Source organism: Streptomyces sp. NPDC006385 (assembly GCF_040612485.1).
GTDB lineage: Bacteria > Actinomycetota > Actinomycetes > Streptomycetales > Streptomycetaceae > Streptomyces.
Genome location: NZ_JBEXQG010000015.1, coordinates 1 through 15,463 on the forward strand (window position 1 = coordinate 1; position 15,463 = coordinate 15,463).

At 69.0% G+C, this 15,463-nt stretch carries 15 protein-coding genes; 8 read left to right on the plus strand and 7 right to left on the minus strand.

The window, feature by feature from the left end:
* From mctP to ABZ078_RS14290, 3 genes are all read right to left on the minus strand, one after another.
* The coding region (gene mctP, locus ABZ078_RS14280) for a monocarboxylate uptake permease MctP (RefSeq protein ID WP_356575017.1) at positions 1–1,343 on the minus strand (1,343 nt) is incomplete at its 3' end.
* Positions 1,340–1,591, minus strand: a complete 252-nt coding sequence (locus tag ABZ078_RS14285) for a DUF3311 domain-containing protein (RefSeq protein WP_356575019.1) — start codon at positions 1,589–1,591, stop codon at positions 1,340–1,342. The genes ABZ078_RS14285 and mctP, both read right to left, overlap by 4 nt.
* A gap of 209 nt (positions 1,592–1,800) precedes the next feature.
* Complete coding sequence (locus tag ABZ078_RS14290; RefSeq protein WP_356575021.1) at positions 1,801–2,565, minus strand: GntR family transcriptional regulator; 765 nt, start codon at positions 2,563–2,565, stop codon at positions 1,801–1,803.
* A 304-nt stretch (positions 2,566–2,869) separates the two neighbouring features.
* Here ABZ078_RS14290 and ABZ078_RS14295 point away from each other — a divergent pair, with 304 nt between their 5' ends.
* From ABZ078_RS14295 to ABZ078_RS14320, 6 genes are all read left to right on the plus strand, one after another.
* The gene (locus ABZ078_RS14295) at positions 2,870–4,147 is read left to right on the plus strand and encodes an extracellular solute-binding protein (protein WP_356575023.1); all 1,278 of its coding nucleotides are present in this window, start codon (positions 2,870–2,872) and stop codon (positions 4,145–4,147) included.
* Between the two features lie 130 nt (positions 4,148–4,277).
* A complete protein-coding gene (locus tag ABZ078_RS14300) occupies positions 4,278–5,270 on the plus strand; it encodes a sugar ABC transporter permease (RefSeq protein WP_356575025.1) in 993 nt (330 codons plus the stop codon).
* Positions 5,267–6,097 carry a carbohydrate ABC transporter permease gene (locus tag ABZ078_RS14305; RefSeq protein ID WP_356575027.1) on the plus strand — a complete coding sequence of 277 codons (831 nt, stop codon included), beginning with the start codon at positions 5,267–5,269 and terminating at the stop codon, positions 6,095–6,097. Before ABZ078_RS14300 ends, ABZ078_RS14305 begins: the two co-directional genes overlap by 4 nt.
* A gap of 9 nt (positions 6,098–6,106) precedes the next feature.
* Entirely contained in the window at positions 6,107–7,588 is a 1,482-nt protein-coding gene (locus ABZ078_RS14310; protein WP_356575029.1) for a glycoside hydrolase family 3 protein, read from the plus strand.
* Between the two features lie 116 nt (positions 7,589–7,704).
* Positions 7,705–7,953, plus strand: a complete 249-nt coding sequence (locus ABZ078_RS14315; RefSeq protein ID WP_356436346.1) for a helix-turn-helix transcriptional regulator — start codon at positions 7,705–7,707, stop codon at positions 7,951–7,953.
* Positions 7,950–8,480 (plus strand): hypothetical protein, encoded by a 531-nt coding sequence (locus ABZ078_RS14320; protein ID WP_356575031.1) that lies wholly within the window; start codon positions 7,950–7,952, stop codon positions 8,478–8,480. Before ABZ078_RS14315 ends, ABZ078_RS14320 begins: the two co-directional genes overlap by 4 nt.
* A 108-nt stretch (positions 8,481–8,588) precedes the next feature.
* Here ABZ078_RS14320 and nagB read toward each other — a convergent pair whose 3' ends face one another.
* Entirely contained in the window at positions 8,589–9,374 is a 786-nt protein-coding gene (gene nagB, locus ABZ078_RS14325; RefSeq protein WP_356575033.1) for a glucosamine-6-phosphate deaminase, read from the minus strand.
* A gap of 349 nt (positions 9,375–9,723) precedes the next feature.
* On the minus strand, positions 9,724–10,476 hold the full coding sequence (locus tag ABZ078_RS14330) for an SDR family oxidoreductase (protein ID WP_356575035.1): 753 nt from the start codon (positions 10,474–10,476) through the stop codon (positions 9,724–9,726).
* An 87-nt stretch (positions 10,477–10,563) separates the two neighbouring features.
* On the opposite strand from ABZ078_RS14330, the gene ABZ078_RS14335 reads away from it, so the two are divergent.
* Both ABZ078_RS14335 and ABZ078_RS14340 read left to right on the plus strand, forming a co-directional pair.
* Positions 10,564–11,202 carry a TetR/AcrR family transcriptional regulator gene (locus tag ABZ078_RS14335; protein WP_356575037.1) on the plus strand — a complete coding sequence of 213 codons (639 nt, stop codon included), beginning with the start codon at positions 10,564–10,566 and terminating at the stop codon, positions 11,200–11,202.
* A 422-nt stretch (positions 11,203–11,624) separates the two neighbouring features.
* Positions 11,625–13,091, plus strand: a complete 1,467-nt coding sequence (locus ABZ078_RS14340; RefSeq protein ID WP_356575238.1) for a PAS domain-containing sensor histidine kinase — start codon at positions 11,625–11,627, stop codon at positions 13,089–13,091.
* Between the two features lie 295 nt (positions 13,092–13,386).
* Here the strand turns inward: ABZ078_RS14340 and ABZ078_RS14345 are convergent, their stop codons facing one another.
* The gene (locus tag ABZ078_RS14345) at positions 13,387–13,644 is read right to left on the minus strand and encodes a WhiB family transcriptional regulator (RefSeq protein ID WP_003992873.1); all 258 of its coding nucleotides are present in this window, start codon (positions 13,642–13,644) and stop codon (positions 13,387–13,389) included.
* Between the two features lie 319 nt (positions 13,645–13,963).
* A complete protein-coding gene (locus ABZ078_RS14350; protein ID WP_356575039.1) occupies positions 13,964–14,932 on the minus strand; it encodes a diacylglycerol kinase family protein in 969 nt (322 codons plus the stop codon).
* Between the last annotated feature and the right edge of the window lie 531 nt (positions 14,933–15,463).

Consider the following 15,463-nt stretch of genomic DNA (forward strand, 5'->3'; position numbering starts at 1 on the left):
GTGCCGTAGATCATGCCGACCGCCCAGCCGGCCAGCAGGGCCCAGCGGTGGAACCAGCGGGTGAACAGGCCGCCGACCAGGGCCGGGAAGGTCTGCAGGATCCAGATGCCGCCCAGGAGCTGGAAGTTGATCGCGACCGTCTTGTCCATCGTCAGCACGAAGGCCAGCGCGCCCACCTTCACCAGCAGCGAGACCAGCTTGGAGACCTTCGTCTCCTGCTCGGGCGTCGCGTCCGGCTTGATGAAGTCCTTGTAGATGTTGCGGGTGAACAGGTTCGCGGCCGCGATGGACATGATCGCCGCCGGCACCAGAGCGCCGATGCCGATCGCCGCGAAGGCCACACCCGCGAACCAGGCGGGGAACATGTCCTCGAAAAGCTGCGGGATCGCCAGCTGCGGGTTGGTGACGAGGACTCCGGCCGCGACGGCCATGAAGCCGAGCAGGGCCAGCAAGCCGAGCATCAGGGAGTACAGGGGCAGGATGGTCGTGTTGCGGCGGATCACCTCACGGCTGCGCGAGGACAGCGTCGCCGTGATCGAGTGCGGGTACATGAAGAGTGCCAGCGCCGAACCGAACGCCAGGGTGGCGTACGTCCAGTGGGCCGCCGGAGCCGGGATCAGCCCACCGGCGCCGGCCTCCGTGTACTTCTTCTCCGCCGCGCCGAAGATCTCGTCGAACCCGCCCAGCTTGATCGGGATGTAGATGATCGCCACCGCGATCACGATGTAGATCAGCGTGTCCTTCACGAACGCGATCAGCGCGGGGGCCCGCAGACCCGAGGAGTACGTGTACGCCGCCAGCACGCCGAAGGCGATCAGCAGGGGCAGGTCCTTGATGAACCAGTGGGTGTTCTCGCCGCCGCCGACGCCCATCACGTCCAGCACCGCCTGGATGCCGACGAGCTGGAGCGCGATGTACGGCATCGTCGCGAGGATGCCGGTGAGGGCGACCGCCAGCGACAGGCCCTTCGAGCCGAACCGGCCGCGCACGAAGTCGGAGGTCGTCACGTAGCCGTGCTTGTGGGAGACCGACCACAGGCGGGGCAGGAACGTGAAGATCAGGGGGTAGACGAGGATCGTGTAGGGCACCGCGAAGAAGCCCGCCGCGCCAGCCGCGTAGATCGCCGCCGGGACCGCCACGAAGGTGTACGCCGTGTACAGGTCGCCGCCGAGCAGGAACCAGGTGACCCAGGTGCCGAACGACCGGCCGCCCAGGCCCCATTCGTCGAGGCTGTGCTCGTTCTCGGCCCTGCGCCAGCGCGCGGCCAGGAAGCCCATCACCGTGACGAGCAGGAAGAAGAAGATGAAGACGGCGAGTGCCACGCCGTTGACGCCGTCGTTCACTTGGCACCCCCACGACGTGCACGCTGGTCACGCTGCCACAGCTTGTACGCGATCATGGTCAGCGCCGTGGAGATGACGACCCACAGCATCTGGTACCAGTAGAAGAACGGGATGCCGGCGAAGACCGGGTCCGCCTTCGCGTAGGAGCCGACCCACAGCATCGCCGCGAACGGCGCGAGCAGGCAGAGGGCGATGACCACGCGCACGGGTGTCACCACCGGTGGTCTCACTTCTGGCGCATCAGACATACGGCGGCTCCGTCCCCTCACTGATCACCTGGGCAATGCGCAGGAAATCTAGGCGACGGTTCCGCTTTATGGAACCCCTGTCCGCATAACGGATTCAGCGCACCGTTCAGCAGCAGCGGAAGCCCTGGCGCGGGTCCGGCGGAACGTAGAGCAGGATGTGCGGTTGCGCCACACCGCGTGCCACACCGCGTGCCGTACCGCGAACCGACCTACTCCCGCGGCCGCTTGAGCCGCGCGACGAACTTGTAGCGGTCGCCCCGGTAGACGGACCGCACCCACTCCACCGGCTGCCCCTCCCGGTCCAGCGAGTGCCGGGACAGCATCAGCATCGGCAGGCCCACGTCGGTGCCGAGCAGACCGGCCTCGCGCGGGGTCGCCAGGGAGGTCTCGATGGTCTCCTCGGCCTCGGCGAGATGGACGTCGTAGACCTCGGCGAGCGCGGTGTAGAGAGAGGTGTACTTCACCAGGGAGCGGCGCAGGGCCGGGAAGCGCTTCGCGCTCAGGTGGGTCGTCTCGATGGCCATCGGCTCGCCGTTCGCCATGCGCAGTCGCTCGATGCGCAGCACCCGTCCGCCCGCCGTGATGTCGAGCAGTTCGGCGAGGCGGTCGTCGGCGGTGATGTAGCCGATGTCCAGCAGCTGCGAGGTGGGCTCCAGGCCCTGGGCGCGCATGTCCTCGGTGTACGAGGTGAGTTGCAGGGCCTGCGCGACCTTGGGCTTGGCGACGAAGGTGCCCTTGCCCTGGATGCGCTCCAGACGTCCCTCGACGACGAGTTCCTGGAGGGCCTGGCGCACGGTCGTGCGGGAGGTGTCGAACTCGGCGGCCAGGGTGCGCTCGGGAGGGACCGGGGTGCCGGGGGACTGGGTCTCCGTCATGTCGAGGAGATGCTTCTTCAGGCGGTAGTACTTGGGCACGCGGGCGGTACGGACGGTGGCGCCGGTCTCGTTCTCCGCACTGCTGACGTCGGTGCTCATGCTCTGCCTTCCCGGCTCCGGATGCGGGTCACATCGTGATCCCTCGTGTATACCGTCGCCACCTCTTCTGGTCTAGTCCACACTGCCGAGTGGTCTAGCGGACGAGAGTACTCTGGCGCCGCTGTTTTCGCTGCCTTCTTACTTAAAGGTTCCTGCATATGTAGGTCCCATAACGGCTGGTCAGGGGCTATTCGGCCGCCCTTGACACGCTTCATGGCCTGGTCCAAGCTCCCCGTACTGGTCTACACCATTGGTCCAGGTCCGCCCATGGGCGGGAGGTGTGGGCATCCCTGAGGAGGGTGGCGTGAAGCGCAAGCTGATATCCGCGATCGGTGTCGCGGGCATGATGATCTCGCTGGCGGCGTGCGGGGGAGACGACGGCGACGGCGGGGGCAAGGCCGGGGCGGACGGCTACGCGGGCCAGACGCTCACCGTGTGGGTGATGGACGGCTCCTCGCCCGACCAGTGGCAGAAGGACGTCGCCGCGGCCTTCGAGAAGAAGACCAAGGCCAAGGTCGAGTTCCAGATCCAGCAGTGGAACGGCATCCAGCAGAAGCTGACCACCGCCCTGTCGGAGGAGAACCCGCCGGACGTCTTCGAGATCGGCAACACCCAGACCCCCGCCTACGCCAAGACCGGCGGCCTCGCCGACCTCGCCGACCTCAAGACCGAGATCGGCGCCGAGTGGACCGAGTCCCTGAACGAGTCCTCGATCTACGACGGCAAGCAGTACGCCGCCCCGTGGTACTTCGCCAACCGCGTCGTCCTCTACAACAAGAAGATCTGGGCCGAGGCCGGCATCAAGGACACTCCCAAGACCCGCGACGAGTTCTACGCCGACCTCCAGCAGATCGGCGAGAAGACCGACGCCGAGCCCCTCTACCTGCCGGGGCAGAACTGGTACCACTTCGTCGGCCTGACCATCGGTGAGGGCGCCGAGCTGGTGAAGAAGGACGGCGACAAGTACGTCTCCAACCTCGACGACCCCAAGATCGCCGCCGCCATGGAGACGTACAAGAAGTTCCAGGCGCTGTCCAAGGCGCCCAAGGACAAGGACGAGGCCACCCCGCAGCAGGGCGAGGTCTTCGGCAAGGGCGACGTCGGCGCCTTCATCGGCATGGGCTGGGAGGCCGGCATCGCGATCAAGGCCAACCCGAAGATCGAGAAGGAGATCGGCTACTTCACCATCCCCGGTGCCACGGCCGACAAGCCCGAGGGTGTCTTCCTCGGCGGCTCCAACCTCGCCGTCGCCGCCGGCAGCCAGAAGCAGGAGCTCGCCAAGGAGTTCCTGAAGATCGCCCTGTCCGACGAGTACGAGGGCGAGCTGGCCAAGCTCAACGGCGTCATCCCCAACAAGGAGTCGCTGCAGACCAACCTCAAGGGCAACGTCGTCGCCGAGGCCGCCGCGTCGGCCGCCGCGGGTGGTGGCACCACGCCGCTGATCCCGGAGTGGGCGGCCGTCGAGAACGCGCCCAACCCGATCAAGACGTACATGACCGCCGTCCTGAACGGCAAGTCCCCGGCCGAGGCCGCCAAGCAGGTCGAGGACGAGTTCAACAAGCGCCTCGCGCAGCAGCAGTAAGCGGCGGCAGTAAGCCGGCTGCAGTAAGGCGCCGGCGTGCGCGCCGGGGGCGGGGGACGCGCGTGACGCCCCCGCCCCGGCGACCGTACGCGGGTCTACGGACGTAGGTCGAGAAGAGAGATCGCGAGCAATGACCGTGCAGACCGAACGGCCGCCCTCCGGCCCGGTGGACGTGGCCAAGAGGGACGCGAGCGGGCCCGCCGGGCCCAGGCCGCGAGCCGCGGCGCGTCTCGGGGCGCTCGCCCCGTACCTCCTGCTGCTGCCGGCCTGCGCGGCCACCGTGCTGCTGCTGGGCTGGCCGCTGCTGAAGGACGTGCTGCTGTCGTTCCAGAACCTCAACATGGCGCAGCTGATCCAGCACGCCACCGAGTGGAACGGCATCGACAACTACAGGGAGGTCCTCACCGGCGAGGACTTCTGGCGCGTCACCCTGCGCTCGATCCTGTTCACGGCGGTCAACGTCGCCCTGATCATGGTCCTCGGCACCCTGGTCGGCCTGCTGCTGGCCCGCCTCGGCAGGCGGATGCGGGTCATGCTGATGATCGGGCTCGTGCTGGCCTGGGCGATGCCCGTGGTCGCCGCGACCACCGTCTACCAGTGGCTGTTCGCGCAGCGCTTCGGCGTCGTCAACTGGGTCCTGGACAAGCTGGGTTGGCACTCCATGGCCGACTACAGCTGGACCAGCAGCCAGATGTCGACGTTCTTCGTGGTCACGGTACTGATCGTCTGGCAGTCGATCCCGTTCGTCGCCATCAACCTGTACGCAGCCACGACGACCATCCCGGGCGAGCTGTACGAGGCCGCGGCGCTGGACGGGGCGGGCGGCTGGACGAGCTTCACCACGGTGACGCTCCCGTTCCTGCGCCCCTTCCTCTACGCCACGACCTTCCTGGAGATCATCTGGGTCTTCAAGGCGTTCGTGCAGGTCTTCACCATCAACGGCGGCGGCCCCGACCGGCTCACCGAGATCCTGCCCGTCTACGCCTACATCGAGGGCGTCGGCAACCAGCACTACGGCATGGGCGCCGCGATCGCCGTCCTGACCATCCTGATCCTGCTCGGCCTGACGGCCTACTACCTCAGGATCGTGCTCAAGCGAGAGGAAGAGGAGGCCGGGCTGTGAAGCGCTCGATCCTCGGCCGCCTGTGGCCCAACGTCACGGCCGTCGCCTTGTTCATCGGCTTCGTCTTCCCCGTGTACTGGATGTTCGCCACGGCCCTCAAACCGACCGGCGACATCGTCTCGGAGGACCCGGTCTGGTTCCCGACCGACATCACCTTCGAGCACTTCAAGAGGGCGACCGGCGTCGACCACTTCTGGACCTACGTCACCAACTCGCTGATCGTCACGGTCTGCGCGGTCGTCCTGGCCCTGGTCATCGCGCTCGCGGGCTCCTTCGCCCTCGCCCGGATGCGGTTCAAGGGGCGGCGCGGCTTCGTCATCGGCTTCATGCTGGCGCAGATGGCACCCTGGGAGGTCATGATCATCGCGATGTACATGATCGTGCGGGACGCGTCGATGCTGAACAGCCTGCTGCCGCTGACGGTCTTCTACATGATGATGATCCTGCCCTTCACCATCCTGACCCTGCGCGGCTTCGTCGCCGCGGTGCCCCGGGAGCTGGAGGAGGCCGCGATGGTCGACGGCTGCACCCGTGCCCAGGCGTTCCGCAAGGTCATCCTGCCGCTGCTGGCCCCGGGCCTGATGTCCACCTCCCTGTTCGGTTTCATCACCGCGTGGAATGAATTTCCCCTCGTCCTGGTACTGAACAAGGAGGCCGAGGCGCAGACCCTGCCCCTGTGGCTGGCGAGCTTCCAGACCGCGTTCGGCAACGACTGGGGCGCGACGATGGCGGCGTCCTCCCTCTTCGCCATCCCGATCCTGATCCTCTTCGTCTTCCTGCAGCGCAGGGCAGTCAGCGGCCTGACGGCCGGCGCGGTGAAGGGATAACGCAACCCGATGACGACAATCGCCAGCGGCACCGACACCCTGACGCGCGACGCGCTGACGGTCCTCCAGCCCGGTTTCACCGGCACCACCGCCCCCGACTGGCTGCTGCGCCGCCTCGGCGAGGGCCTCGCCTCGGTCGGCCTGTTCGGCCGCAACATCGCCTCGCCCGAGCAACTGGCCGCCCTGACCGCGCAGTTGCGTGCCGAGCGCGACGATGTGCTGGTCGCGATCGACGAGGAGGGGGGTGATGTGACACGGCTGGAGGTGAGGACCGGCTCCAGCTTCCCCGGCAACCACGCCCTGGGCGCGGTGGACGACGTGGAGCTGACGAGGCAGGTGGCGTCCGAGCTGGGCCGCCGTCTGGCCGCCTGCGGGGTGAACCTCAACTGGGCTCCGTCGGCGGACGTCAACTCCAACCCCTCCAACCCGGTGATCGGCGTACGCTCCTTCGGCGCCGACCCCGCCCTGGTCGCCCGCCACACGGCGGCCTACGTCACCGGACTCCAGTCGGCGGGCGTCGCGGCCTGCACCAAGCACTTCCCGGGCCACGGCGACACGGCGGTCGACTCCCACCACGCGCTGCCGCGCATCGACGCCGCCCTGGACGTGCTGGCGGACCGCGAACTCGCCCCGTTCCGCGCGGCGCTCGCCGCCGGCACGAGGGCGATGATGAGCGCGCACATCCTCGTCCCCGCCCTCGATCCCGACGGCCCGGCGACCCTGTCCCGCCCGGTCCTGACCGACCTCCTGCGCGGCGACCTCGGCTACACCGGCCTGATCGTCACCGACGGCATGGAGATGCAGGCCATCGCCGCCACCTACGGCATCGAGCGCGGCAGCGTCCTCGCCGTCGCGGCCGGCGCCGACGCGATCTGCGTGGGCGGCGGCCTGGCCGACGACGAGACGGTACGGCGCCTGCGCGACGCCCTGGTCGCGGCGGTCCGCGCCGGTGAACTCCCCGAGGAACGGCTGGCCGAGGCGGCGGAACGGGTGCGCGAGTTGGCCCGCTGGACGGCGACCGCCGTCAGGGCGCAGGCCGAGCCCCGGCCGGACATCGGCCTCGCAGCAGCCCGCCGCGCCCTGAGGACGACCGGCGCGGGGGACTTCGGCCCGCTCACCGAAGCGCCTTACGTCGCCGCCTTCGCCCCGGTCGCGAACATCGCCGTCGGCGACGAGACGCCGTGGGGCGTGGCGGCGGAGCTGGAGCGACTGCTGCCGGGGACGGAGACGGGCAGCTTCGCGGGGCGGGACGCGGGGCGCGAAGCCCTGGAGGCGGCGGGGGAGCGGCGGATCGTGGCGGTGGTCCGCGACGAACACCGTCACCCCTGGATGGCGACGGCACTCGACACCCTGCTGCGGTCCCGCCCGGACACGATCGTGGTCGAGATGGGCGTGCCCCAGGCACCACCCCGCGGCGCCCCGCACATCGCCACGCACGGTGCGGCACGTGTGTGCGGGCGGGCGGCGGCGGAGGTCATCGCCGGGGTCTGAGAGGCGCGAGAGGTGTGAGGCCCGCCGTGCCACACCCCGGAGGGCACTCGCACCGCGCGGCATCGCACGACTCATGGAGGTTGCAGGTCTCTCTCGGTATGTAGTACTTCTTATACATGAGCGAGCAGGTGCACAACAGATTGGCGATGGTGCGCGCCGAGCGCAAGGTGTCGCGCCAGAGCCTGGCCGAGGCGGTGGGAGCCCACTACCAGACCATCGGCTACATCGAGCGAGGGCAGTACAACCCGAGCCTCGACCTGGCACTGAAGATCGCGAAGTTCTTCGGACTGCCGGTCGAGGCCCTGTTCTCCCTCGAACCGTTCCGGCCGCTCACGGACGAGGTCTACGGGAGGAACCAGCCATGACGACGACGCGGATGACGCGCTACGACCGGAGCATGCTGCGGTTGATGAACGACCCCCGGGGGCGGGTCCTGCACGCGACGGCCACGCGACGGCGGGTGACCGTCGCCGCGCATGTGGCCCTCACCGTGGCCATCGTGGCGCTGATCGCGCACTTCTGTCTCTCGCAGCCGGAACCGATGTGGGCCGTCGCCGTCGGAGCGGTGCTCATGGTGCCCTGGATGGTGGCGACAGGAGTGATCAACAGTGCCACCCGGGGCATGCTGGAACTGCGCGAACACGCCTTGGACGAGCGCCAGTCGGCCGAACGCCGGCGGGTGCTCGCCCGAGCCCACCGGACGATGACCACTCTGCTGCTCGCGGCCGTGGCGGCCCTGCTGGCGGCGGGTGCGGCCGACGGTGACGCCCTGCGCACCTATGCGGCGCCCACCCTCGCCATCGTCCTTGTGGCCCACTGGCTGATGCCCTTGTGGGTGGCCGGCCTGACCGCCCAGGACGAGCCGGCCGAGGACGAGGCGGCCATCGTCTAGAACCGACGAGAAACCGACCGGCTCAGACGCGGCGGGCGCACGACGGGATTCCCGTGGGGCGTCCGCCGCCGCGTGCGCTCTCGCGTGCCTCGCCGGCCTTCGCGCGTCCTAGATTCCCTGCCACTGCGGCTTGTTGGCGTAGGTGTGCCGGAAGTAGTCGGCCAGCTTCAGCTTCGACGCCGCGGCCTCGTCGACGACGACCGTGGCGTGCGGGTGCAGTTGCAGTGCCGAGGCCGGGCAGACGGCCGCGACCGGCCCCTCGACGGTGGCGGCGACCGCGTCCGCCTTGCCCTCGCCGGTCGCGAGCAACACCAGGTGCCGCGCCTCCAGGATCGTGCCGATCCCCTGCGTGATGACGTGATGCGGCACCTGCTCGATGTCCCCGTCGAAGAACCGTGCGTTGTCGACCCGCGTCTGCTCGGTCAGCGTCTTGATCCGCGTCCGGGAGGCCAGCGACGAGCACGGCTCGTTGAACCCGATGTGCCCGTCCGTCCCGATCCCGAGCAACTGCAGATCGACGCCCCCGGCCGCGGCGAGCGCCGCGTCGTACGCCTCACACGCCCCCTGCACGTCCTCGGCGGTGCCGTCGGGCCCCATGAAGGCGTCCATCCCGATCCCCAGCGGTTCCAGCACCTCACGCCGCAGCACCGACCGGTAGGACTCCGGGTGCTCGGCGGGCAGCCCCACATACTCGTCGAGCTGCGCGATCCGAGCGCGCGAGGCATCCACGGCACCGGAGCGCACCTTGGCCGCGAGCGCGGCGTAGATGGGCAGCGGCGTCGACCCGGTGGCCACGCCGAGCAGCGCGTCGGGCTTGCGCCTGAGCAGCTGCGCCATGGCCTCGGCTATCAGTTCGCCACCTGCCTTGGCGTCCGGAACGATGACAACTTCCACGCTGGGCCTGCCGATCTGAAGAGGGACTCGAAGGGCACCCTTGAGGGGCGTGTGGTTTAGACCAATCTAACAGAGCGGGACTCCGAGGCCCAGGTGAAGGAATCCCCGTGGGCGGCGTTTCGCCGACTGCATGGTGATCACCTCCCGTGACTACCGGCCCCCTGTACGGCCCGCCCGCCATGGCTGCGAACGTCTCCCCGGTCTCCGGCCCTCGACCCCGGCGCCGACCTGCTCGCCGTCGGCTGGCGCCGAGCTGCTCGCCATCGGTCCCCGGCGCCGGGCCGCTCCAAGGGTGCCGGGCAGCGCAAGGTGCTGCTCTCGGGTGGCCGACACCGGTGGATACCGCTCCTCAGGTGATCGAACCCCCCGTCGCATCCACCCAGCTCCCCGTGACCCATCGGCCCTCGTCCGAAGCCAGGAACGCCACCACATCCGCGACATCGGCCGGTGTGCCGACCCGCCCCAGCGCCGATATCGCCTCGGCCTGCGCCCAGCCGTCCTCGGTCCCGTGCAGGAACCCGGCGGTGTTGTCGGTGTCGATCAGGCCCGGTGCCACGGAGTTCACCCTGACGCCCCGAGGGCCCAGCACCTTGGACAGGTCCCGGGAGAGGATGTCCAGCGCTCCCTTCGTCATCGCGTACGCCATGTTGTCCGGCATCACCGCGGTCCGGGCGAGCCCCGACGAGATGTTGATGACCCGGCCGTTGTCACGCAGCCGCGCCATGCCGTGCTTGACGATGAAGAACGGCGCCTTCACGTTCACCGCGAAGACGGCGTCGTACTCCCGCTCGTCGATCTCCTCGATCGGCCGGGTGTTACCGATCCCGGCGTTGTTCACCAGCACGTCCAGCCCGTCCGCGTGCCGGTCGAACTCCTCCCACAGTGCCTCGGCGTCCCCCGGCACCCCCAGCTCGACACCGATGGTGAACGCCGAGCCGCCCGTCGCCTCGATCGCGGCGACCGTCTCCTTCGCCGCCGCCTCGTTCCTGCCGTAGTGCACGCCGACCCGCGCTCCGTCGCGCCCCAGCCGCTCGGCGATCCCCCGGCCGATCCCCCTGCTCGCCCCCGTGACGAGCACCGTCCTGCCCGCAAGCGCGCCCATGCCGCCGCCCCCTCGCAATTAACTAGCGATCGATACAAAAATAACCGTAGATCAGGTCTCGGGTCTTTGTCTAGTGCCCGCTATAAAATGCACTCCATGACGAGCAACGAGACGAGGGTGAAGGGCGGGTCCGCGTCCAAGCCCCGCGGTCGTCCCCGGTCCTTCGATCGGGAGACCGCCCTGGAGAAGGCGATCCTCGCCTTCTGGGAGCATGGTTACGAGGCGACCTCCGTCTCCGACCTCACACGCGTCATGGACATCGGCGCCCCGAGCCTGTACGCGGCCTTCGGTGACAAGCGGTCGCTCTTCGAGGAGGTCGTCCGCGAGTACGGCGTGCGGTACGGATCCTTCGCCGACCGTGCCCTCGCCGAGGAGCCCACGGCCCGCGCCGCCGTGACGCGGATGCTGCGCGAAGCCGCCGCGGAGTACACCGATCCGGCCCATCCGCACGGCTGCCTCGTCGTCCACGCGGCGACCAACTGCTCGACGCCCGAAGTCGAGGAGTCGCTACGAGGGCGGCGCAACGCCAATATCGCCGCCATCAGGAGCCGTATAGAAGCGGACATCGCCGCAGGAGTCCTCCCCGCCGCCACCGACGCCGCCGCGCTCGCCCGGCATGCCGGCGCGATGATCCAGGGCATGTCACAACAGGCGCGCGACGGGGCGAGTCAGGAGGAACTCGAGGCGCTCGCGGAAATTGCCATGACCATCTGGCCCCGCACATGAACCCACACGGGTTAGGCTGCGTGATGGATAGCAGGACGTCCTACCGGTATCTCCGACTGGTCGGGGCCCCGCGAGAAAACGTCAACAACAAACAAGCTCCCACGCATGGACACACTCGAGTGGTCTAGTCCACAATGCGAAGGAGTGCGTAGGACAAGAACGCACCGACTTCCGTCTTCCCCGCACAGGAAGACGGACCGAGGAACCGGAGCTCTCTGCCCTGACTGCCCCGGCTCCTCATCCTTCGGCCGACCGGGACCGCACACCCCACGGCCGATGTTGCTCCGGGCTGCGGTGCCGGGAGGGTTGAGGGTCCCTCTCAGGCGCCGCGGCCCGCGGGTGTCTCTGCGGCCGGATCGCTTCCCGATGGCTGATTTCGAGTGATGTCCGTACCGCCAGGTACGCTCGGCCACGTGCCCTCCATGAACGAACTCGTACGCCAGCACACGGCCCTCGACGACTCCGACCTCGAGTGGCTCCACCTGCTGGTCTCGGAGTGGCAGCTGCTCTCCGACCTCTCCTTCGCCGACCTCGTCCTGTGGGTCCCCACCAGTGACGGCACTCGTTACGTCTCCGTGGCCCAGATGCGGCCCAACACCGGCCCGACCTCGTACCAGGACGACATGGTCGGCCACCTCGTCCCCCGCGGCCGCCGTCCGATGCTGGACGCCGCGCTCGACGAGGGCCGGATCGTACGCGAGGGCGACCCGGAGTGGCGCGAGGAGGTGCCGGTCCGCGTCGAGTCGATTCCCGTACGACGAGAAGGGCGTGTCCTGGGCGTCATCGCCCGCAACACCAACCTGCTGACCGTCCGCACCCCGAGCCGCCTGGAGCTGACGTACCTCCAAAGCGCCTCGGATCTCGCGCAGATGATCGCGGCCGGCGCGTTCCCGTTCGCCAACCAGCAGGTCGACATGGACGCCTCACCGCGCGTCGGCGACGGCCTGATCCGCGTCGACGCCGAAGGCATCGTCCAGTACGCCTCCCCGAACGCGCTGTCCGCCTACCACCGCCTCGGCCTCGCCGCCGACCTCGTCGGCCACCACCTGGGCAAGACCACCGCCGAACTCGCCCCCACCCATGGGCCGGTGGACGAGGCGCTCGCCAAGGTCGCCAGCGGATGGGCGCCCCGCGAGTTCGAGATCGAGTCGGACGACGGGGTCATCCAGTTCCGGGCGATCCCGCTCAAGCCCAAGGGCCCCCGCATCGGCTCGCTGGTGCTGCTCCGGGACGTCACCGAACTGCGCCGCCGCGAGCGCGAGTTGATCACCAAGGACGCGACAATCCGGGAGATCCACCACCGCGTCAAGAACAACCTCCAGACGGTGGCCGCCCTGCTGCGCCTCCAGGCCCGGCGCATCGAGTCCGACCGCGGCCGCGAGGCACTCGAAGAGGCGGTACGACGGGTCGGCTCGATCGCGATCGTGCACGAGACGCTCTCCCAGAACCTCGACGAGCGCGTGGAGTTCGACGAGATCGCCGACCGGGTGCTCGCCATGGTCGCCGAGATCTCACCGGGCAAGGTCACCGGCCGGCGCACCGGCCGCTTCGGCATCCTGGACGCCGAGGTCGCCACCCCGCTGTCGATGGTCCTGACCGAGATCCTGCAGAACGCTCTGGAGCACGGCTTCCGCGAGGGTGAAACCGGCGCGGTCGAGGTCTCGGCGGTCCGCGGCGGTACGACCAAGCAGATCCGGCTCCTGGTCACCGTCCAGGACGACGGGGTGGGCCTGCCCGAGGGCTTCGACCCGCACACCGCCGGCAACCTCGGTCTGCAGATCGTACGGACGCTGGTGGAGGGCGAGTTGGGGGGCACGTTCGACATGGTCCCGGCGCCGGAGCGGGGGACTCGGGTGATCCTCGACATTCCGGTGCGGGCGCACAAGTAGGTGCCAGTAGGCGCCAGTAGGTGGCTGCGGCGGGACTGCGACTGGCTGCGGCTCGGCGCGAGGAGGACCGCGGCCGCCGGACACGCGGCGCGCGCCGCGGACCACTCACGGACCGCGCGGCAGACTACTCACGGACAGCAAAGAGCCCCAGCCCGTTCAGGGGGCTGGGGCTCACCATGCTCGTTGCCAGCATTTGCTGCGCATCGGGGGTACTGCGCGCTGCGGCTCGGGGGCGGGAGATGCGTACTCGCTGTACGCGCCGCCAAGCTCAGGCTGTTTAGCGGGGTGGATGTTGTCAGGCGGAGGCCTGACGGGCCCGGTTGCGGGCGGCGCGGCGCTTCATGGCGCGGCGCTCGTCCTCGCTGAGACCACCCCAGACGCCGGAGTCCTGACCGGACTCGAGCGCCCACTGCAGGCACTGCTCGATAACCGGGCAGCGACGGCAGACGGCCTTGGCTTCCTCGATCTGCAGCAGCGCAGGACCAGTGTTGCCGATGGGGAAGAAGAGCTCGGGGTCTTCCTCGCGGCAAACGGCGTTGTGACGCCAGTCCATGGCTGCTACCTCTCCTTGTATTACTGCTGGGTTGCTTGTGAATGTGAACGCTTTCACGAATCCCTCAACAAGTGAAGGGCCTATCGCCAGGTTCCCTGGCGTGGGTCCTGTGAGTTGAAGAGGGGTTCCGGTGATCAGTGGAGGCCGGTGTTGCGGGCCGTCCCGATCGCCACGTAGAGACTCGCAAACCTCAGCGACGGATACAACCCCTTCCGGAAAGTTTTTTTTGATTCCTCGGTGTCGACTAGGTCACAGCCGTACTTCCATGGGGTGGACCCTGGCCTAAACGTTCGAGTGAAAGGACTTTAGCCCGTTCCGCTCACACAATCACACGCAGTGCACGGCGTACGCCTGTGAACGTCACGCTCGTACGCAGCCCGAGGTGGTCGCCGTCCATCTGAAGGGGCAAGGGGACCTTCGAATGCAAGGTGAACTGGTCCAGGTCGTGCAGCGAGACGGCGTGCTTGCCGTGGGGTCCCCGCTCGGGGGACGAAGTGAGCAACTGGGTTGCATACCGGGCAACCGCGACCGTGGACATACGGCTGAGGCCGAGTACGTCGAGGCCGGTATCGAACGAGGCCTTAGGTGCCGCGTACACGGGACGATTGAGCAGATAGGTCCACGGAGCGGTGTTGCAGACTATGGACAGCACCAAATCGGTCACGGGATCCTTGCCCGGCCGTTCCAGTGTGATCGTGCCGTGCCGGCGGTTGGGTTCCTGGAGGAACTGACGTGCCACCTGGCGCAGGTAAAGGGCGTGCGTGGATTTCTTGCCCAGCTCGCGCTGCTGCTCGACCCGTCCGACGACACCCGCGTCGAAGCCGAGTCCCGCGCAGAAGGTGAACCATCTGCCCGGTACGGCCTCGTCGGCGGTGCCCGGCGTGCCTGCCGCCATGCCCATGCCGACGGTGCGTTCGCTGCCCTCGCGTATGGCGTCGAGCAGGGCGCCGGTCGCCTCGACGGCGTCGTTGGGCAGGCCGAGGGCGCGGGCGAAGACGTTGGTGGAGCCGCCCGGGACCACGGCGAGGCGGGGGAGGCGGTCGGGGTCGGGGCCGTTGTGCAACAGGCCGTTGACGACCTCGTTCACAGTGCCGTCGCCGCCGAGGGCGACCACCAGGTCCACGTCGTGGCTCTCCGCCGCCTGCCGGCCCAGGTCGCGGGCGTGGCCGCGGTACTCGGTGGTGACGGCCTCGAGTTTCATCTCACTGGCGAGCGCGTGGATCAGGACATCGCGCGTACGTGCGCTTGTGGTGGTTGCTGCCGGATTGACCACGAGAAGTGCACGCATGCCTGGCAGCGTACCTACTGGGGGGTACTGGGCACAGGTCGAGGTGGGCATCCGGTAAGGGATCGGGGGTGAGGCTCGACACGGGGGACTTTGTCGGCTGGGCCTGGGTTGCGGGGGTGCCGGGTGGGTTGGGGTGGCCTGGCGATGGGCGGGCTGAGGCTGGGCGGGGTGGGGTGGGGGCGGTGGTGGCGCGGGCGCGTAGACCGGGAGCGGTGACTGGTCGGCGGGCTTGGGTGTGCGGCGTGCGGGGCATGCGGGGCGGCTTCGGTGCCTGTGGGGCGTGCGTGGAGTGCCGGGCGCGCAGGCGTGCACGGCGCGCGCTGCACGCTTGGAGGTCCCGCCGGCGTGGGGTCTGGGCGAGGCGGGGTCGCGCAGCCCGGTGCTCACGGGGTGCCGCCGCGCCCACCCGTGCCGCCTCAGCGGCACGACTGCCCGCGGTCTGGTGGGTGTGGCTGTGGGGTGCGGTTGCCTGCCCGTGGCTTCGTGGGGTGGCTGGGCCGCACGTTGGTCGGCGCCTTCATGCGCGTGGCT

Bases quoted from the DNA above. Each gene is read 5' to 3' on its own strand.
- ABZ078_RS14285 (WP_356575019.1), bottom strand. From the start codon at position 1,591: ATGTCTGATGCGCCAGAAGTGAGACCACCGGTGGTGACACCCGTGCGC.
- ABZ078_RS14290 (WP_356575021.1), bottom strand. From the start codon at position 2,565: ATGAGCACCGACGTCAGCAGTGCGGAGAACGAGACCGGCGCCACCGTC.
- ABZ078_RS14300 (WP_356575025.1), top strand. From the start codon at position 4,278: ATGACCGTGCAGACCGAACGGCCGCCCTCCGGCCCGGTGGACGTGGCC.
- ABZ078_RS14310 (WP_356575029.1), top strand. From the start codon at position 6,107: ATGACGACAATCGCCAGCGGCACCGACACCCTGACGCGCGACGCGCTG.
- ABZ078_RS14315 (WP_356436346.1), top strand. From the start codon at position 7,705: ATGAGCGAGCAGGTGCACAACAGATTGGCGATGGTGCGCGCCGAGCGC.
- ABZ078_RS14320 (WP_356575031.1), top strand. From the start codon at position 7,950: ATGACGACGACGCGGATGACGCGCTACGACCGGAGCATGCTGCGGTTG.
- ABZ078_RS14330 (WP_356575035.1), bottom strand. From the start codon at position 10,476: ATGGGCGCGCTTGCGGGCAGGACGGTGCTCGTCACGGGGGCGAGCAGG.
- ABZ078_RS14335 (WP_356575037.1), top strand. From the start codon at position 10,564: ATGCACTCCATGACGAGCAACGAGACGAGGGTGAAGGGCGGGTCCGCG.
- ABZ078_RS14340 (WP_356575238.1), top strand. From the start codon at position 11,625: ATGAACGAACTCGTACGCCAGCACACGGCCCTCGACGACTCCGACCTC.
- ABZ078_RS14345 (WP_003992873.1), bottom strand. From the start codon at position 13,644: ATGGACTGGCGTCACAACGCCGTTTGCCGCGAGGAAGACCCCGAGCTC.
- ABZ078_RS14350 (WP_356575039.1), bottom strand. From the start codon at position 14,932: ATGCGTGCACTTCTCGTGGTCAATCCGGCAGCAACCACCACAAGCGCA.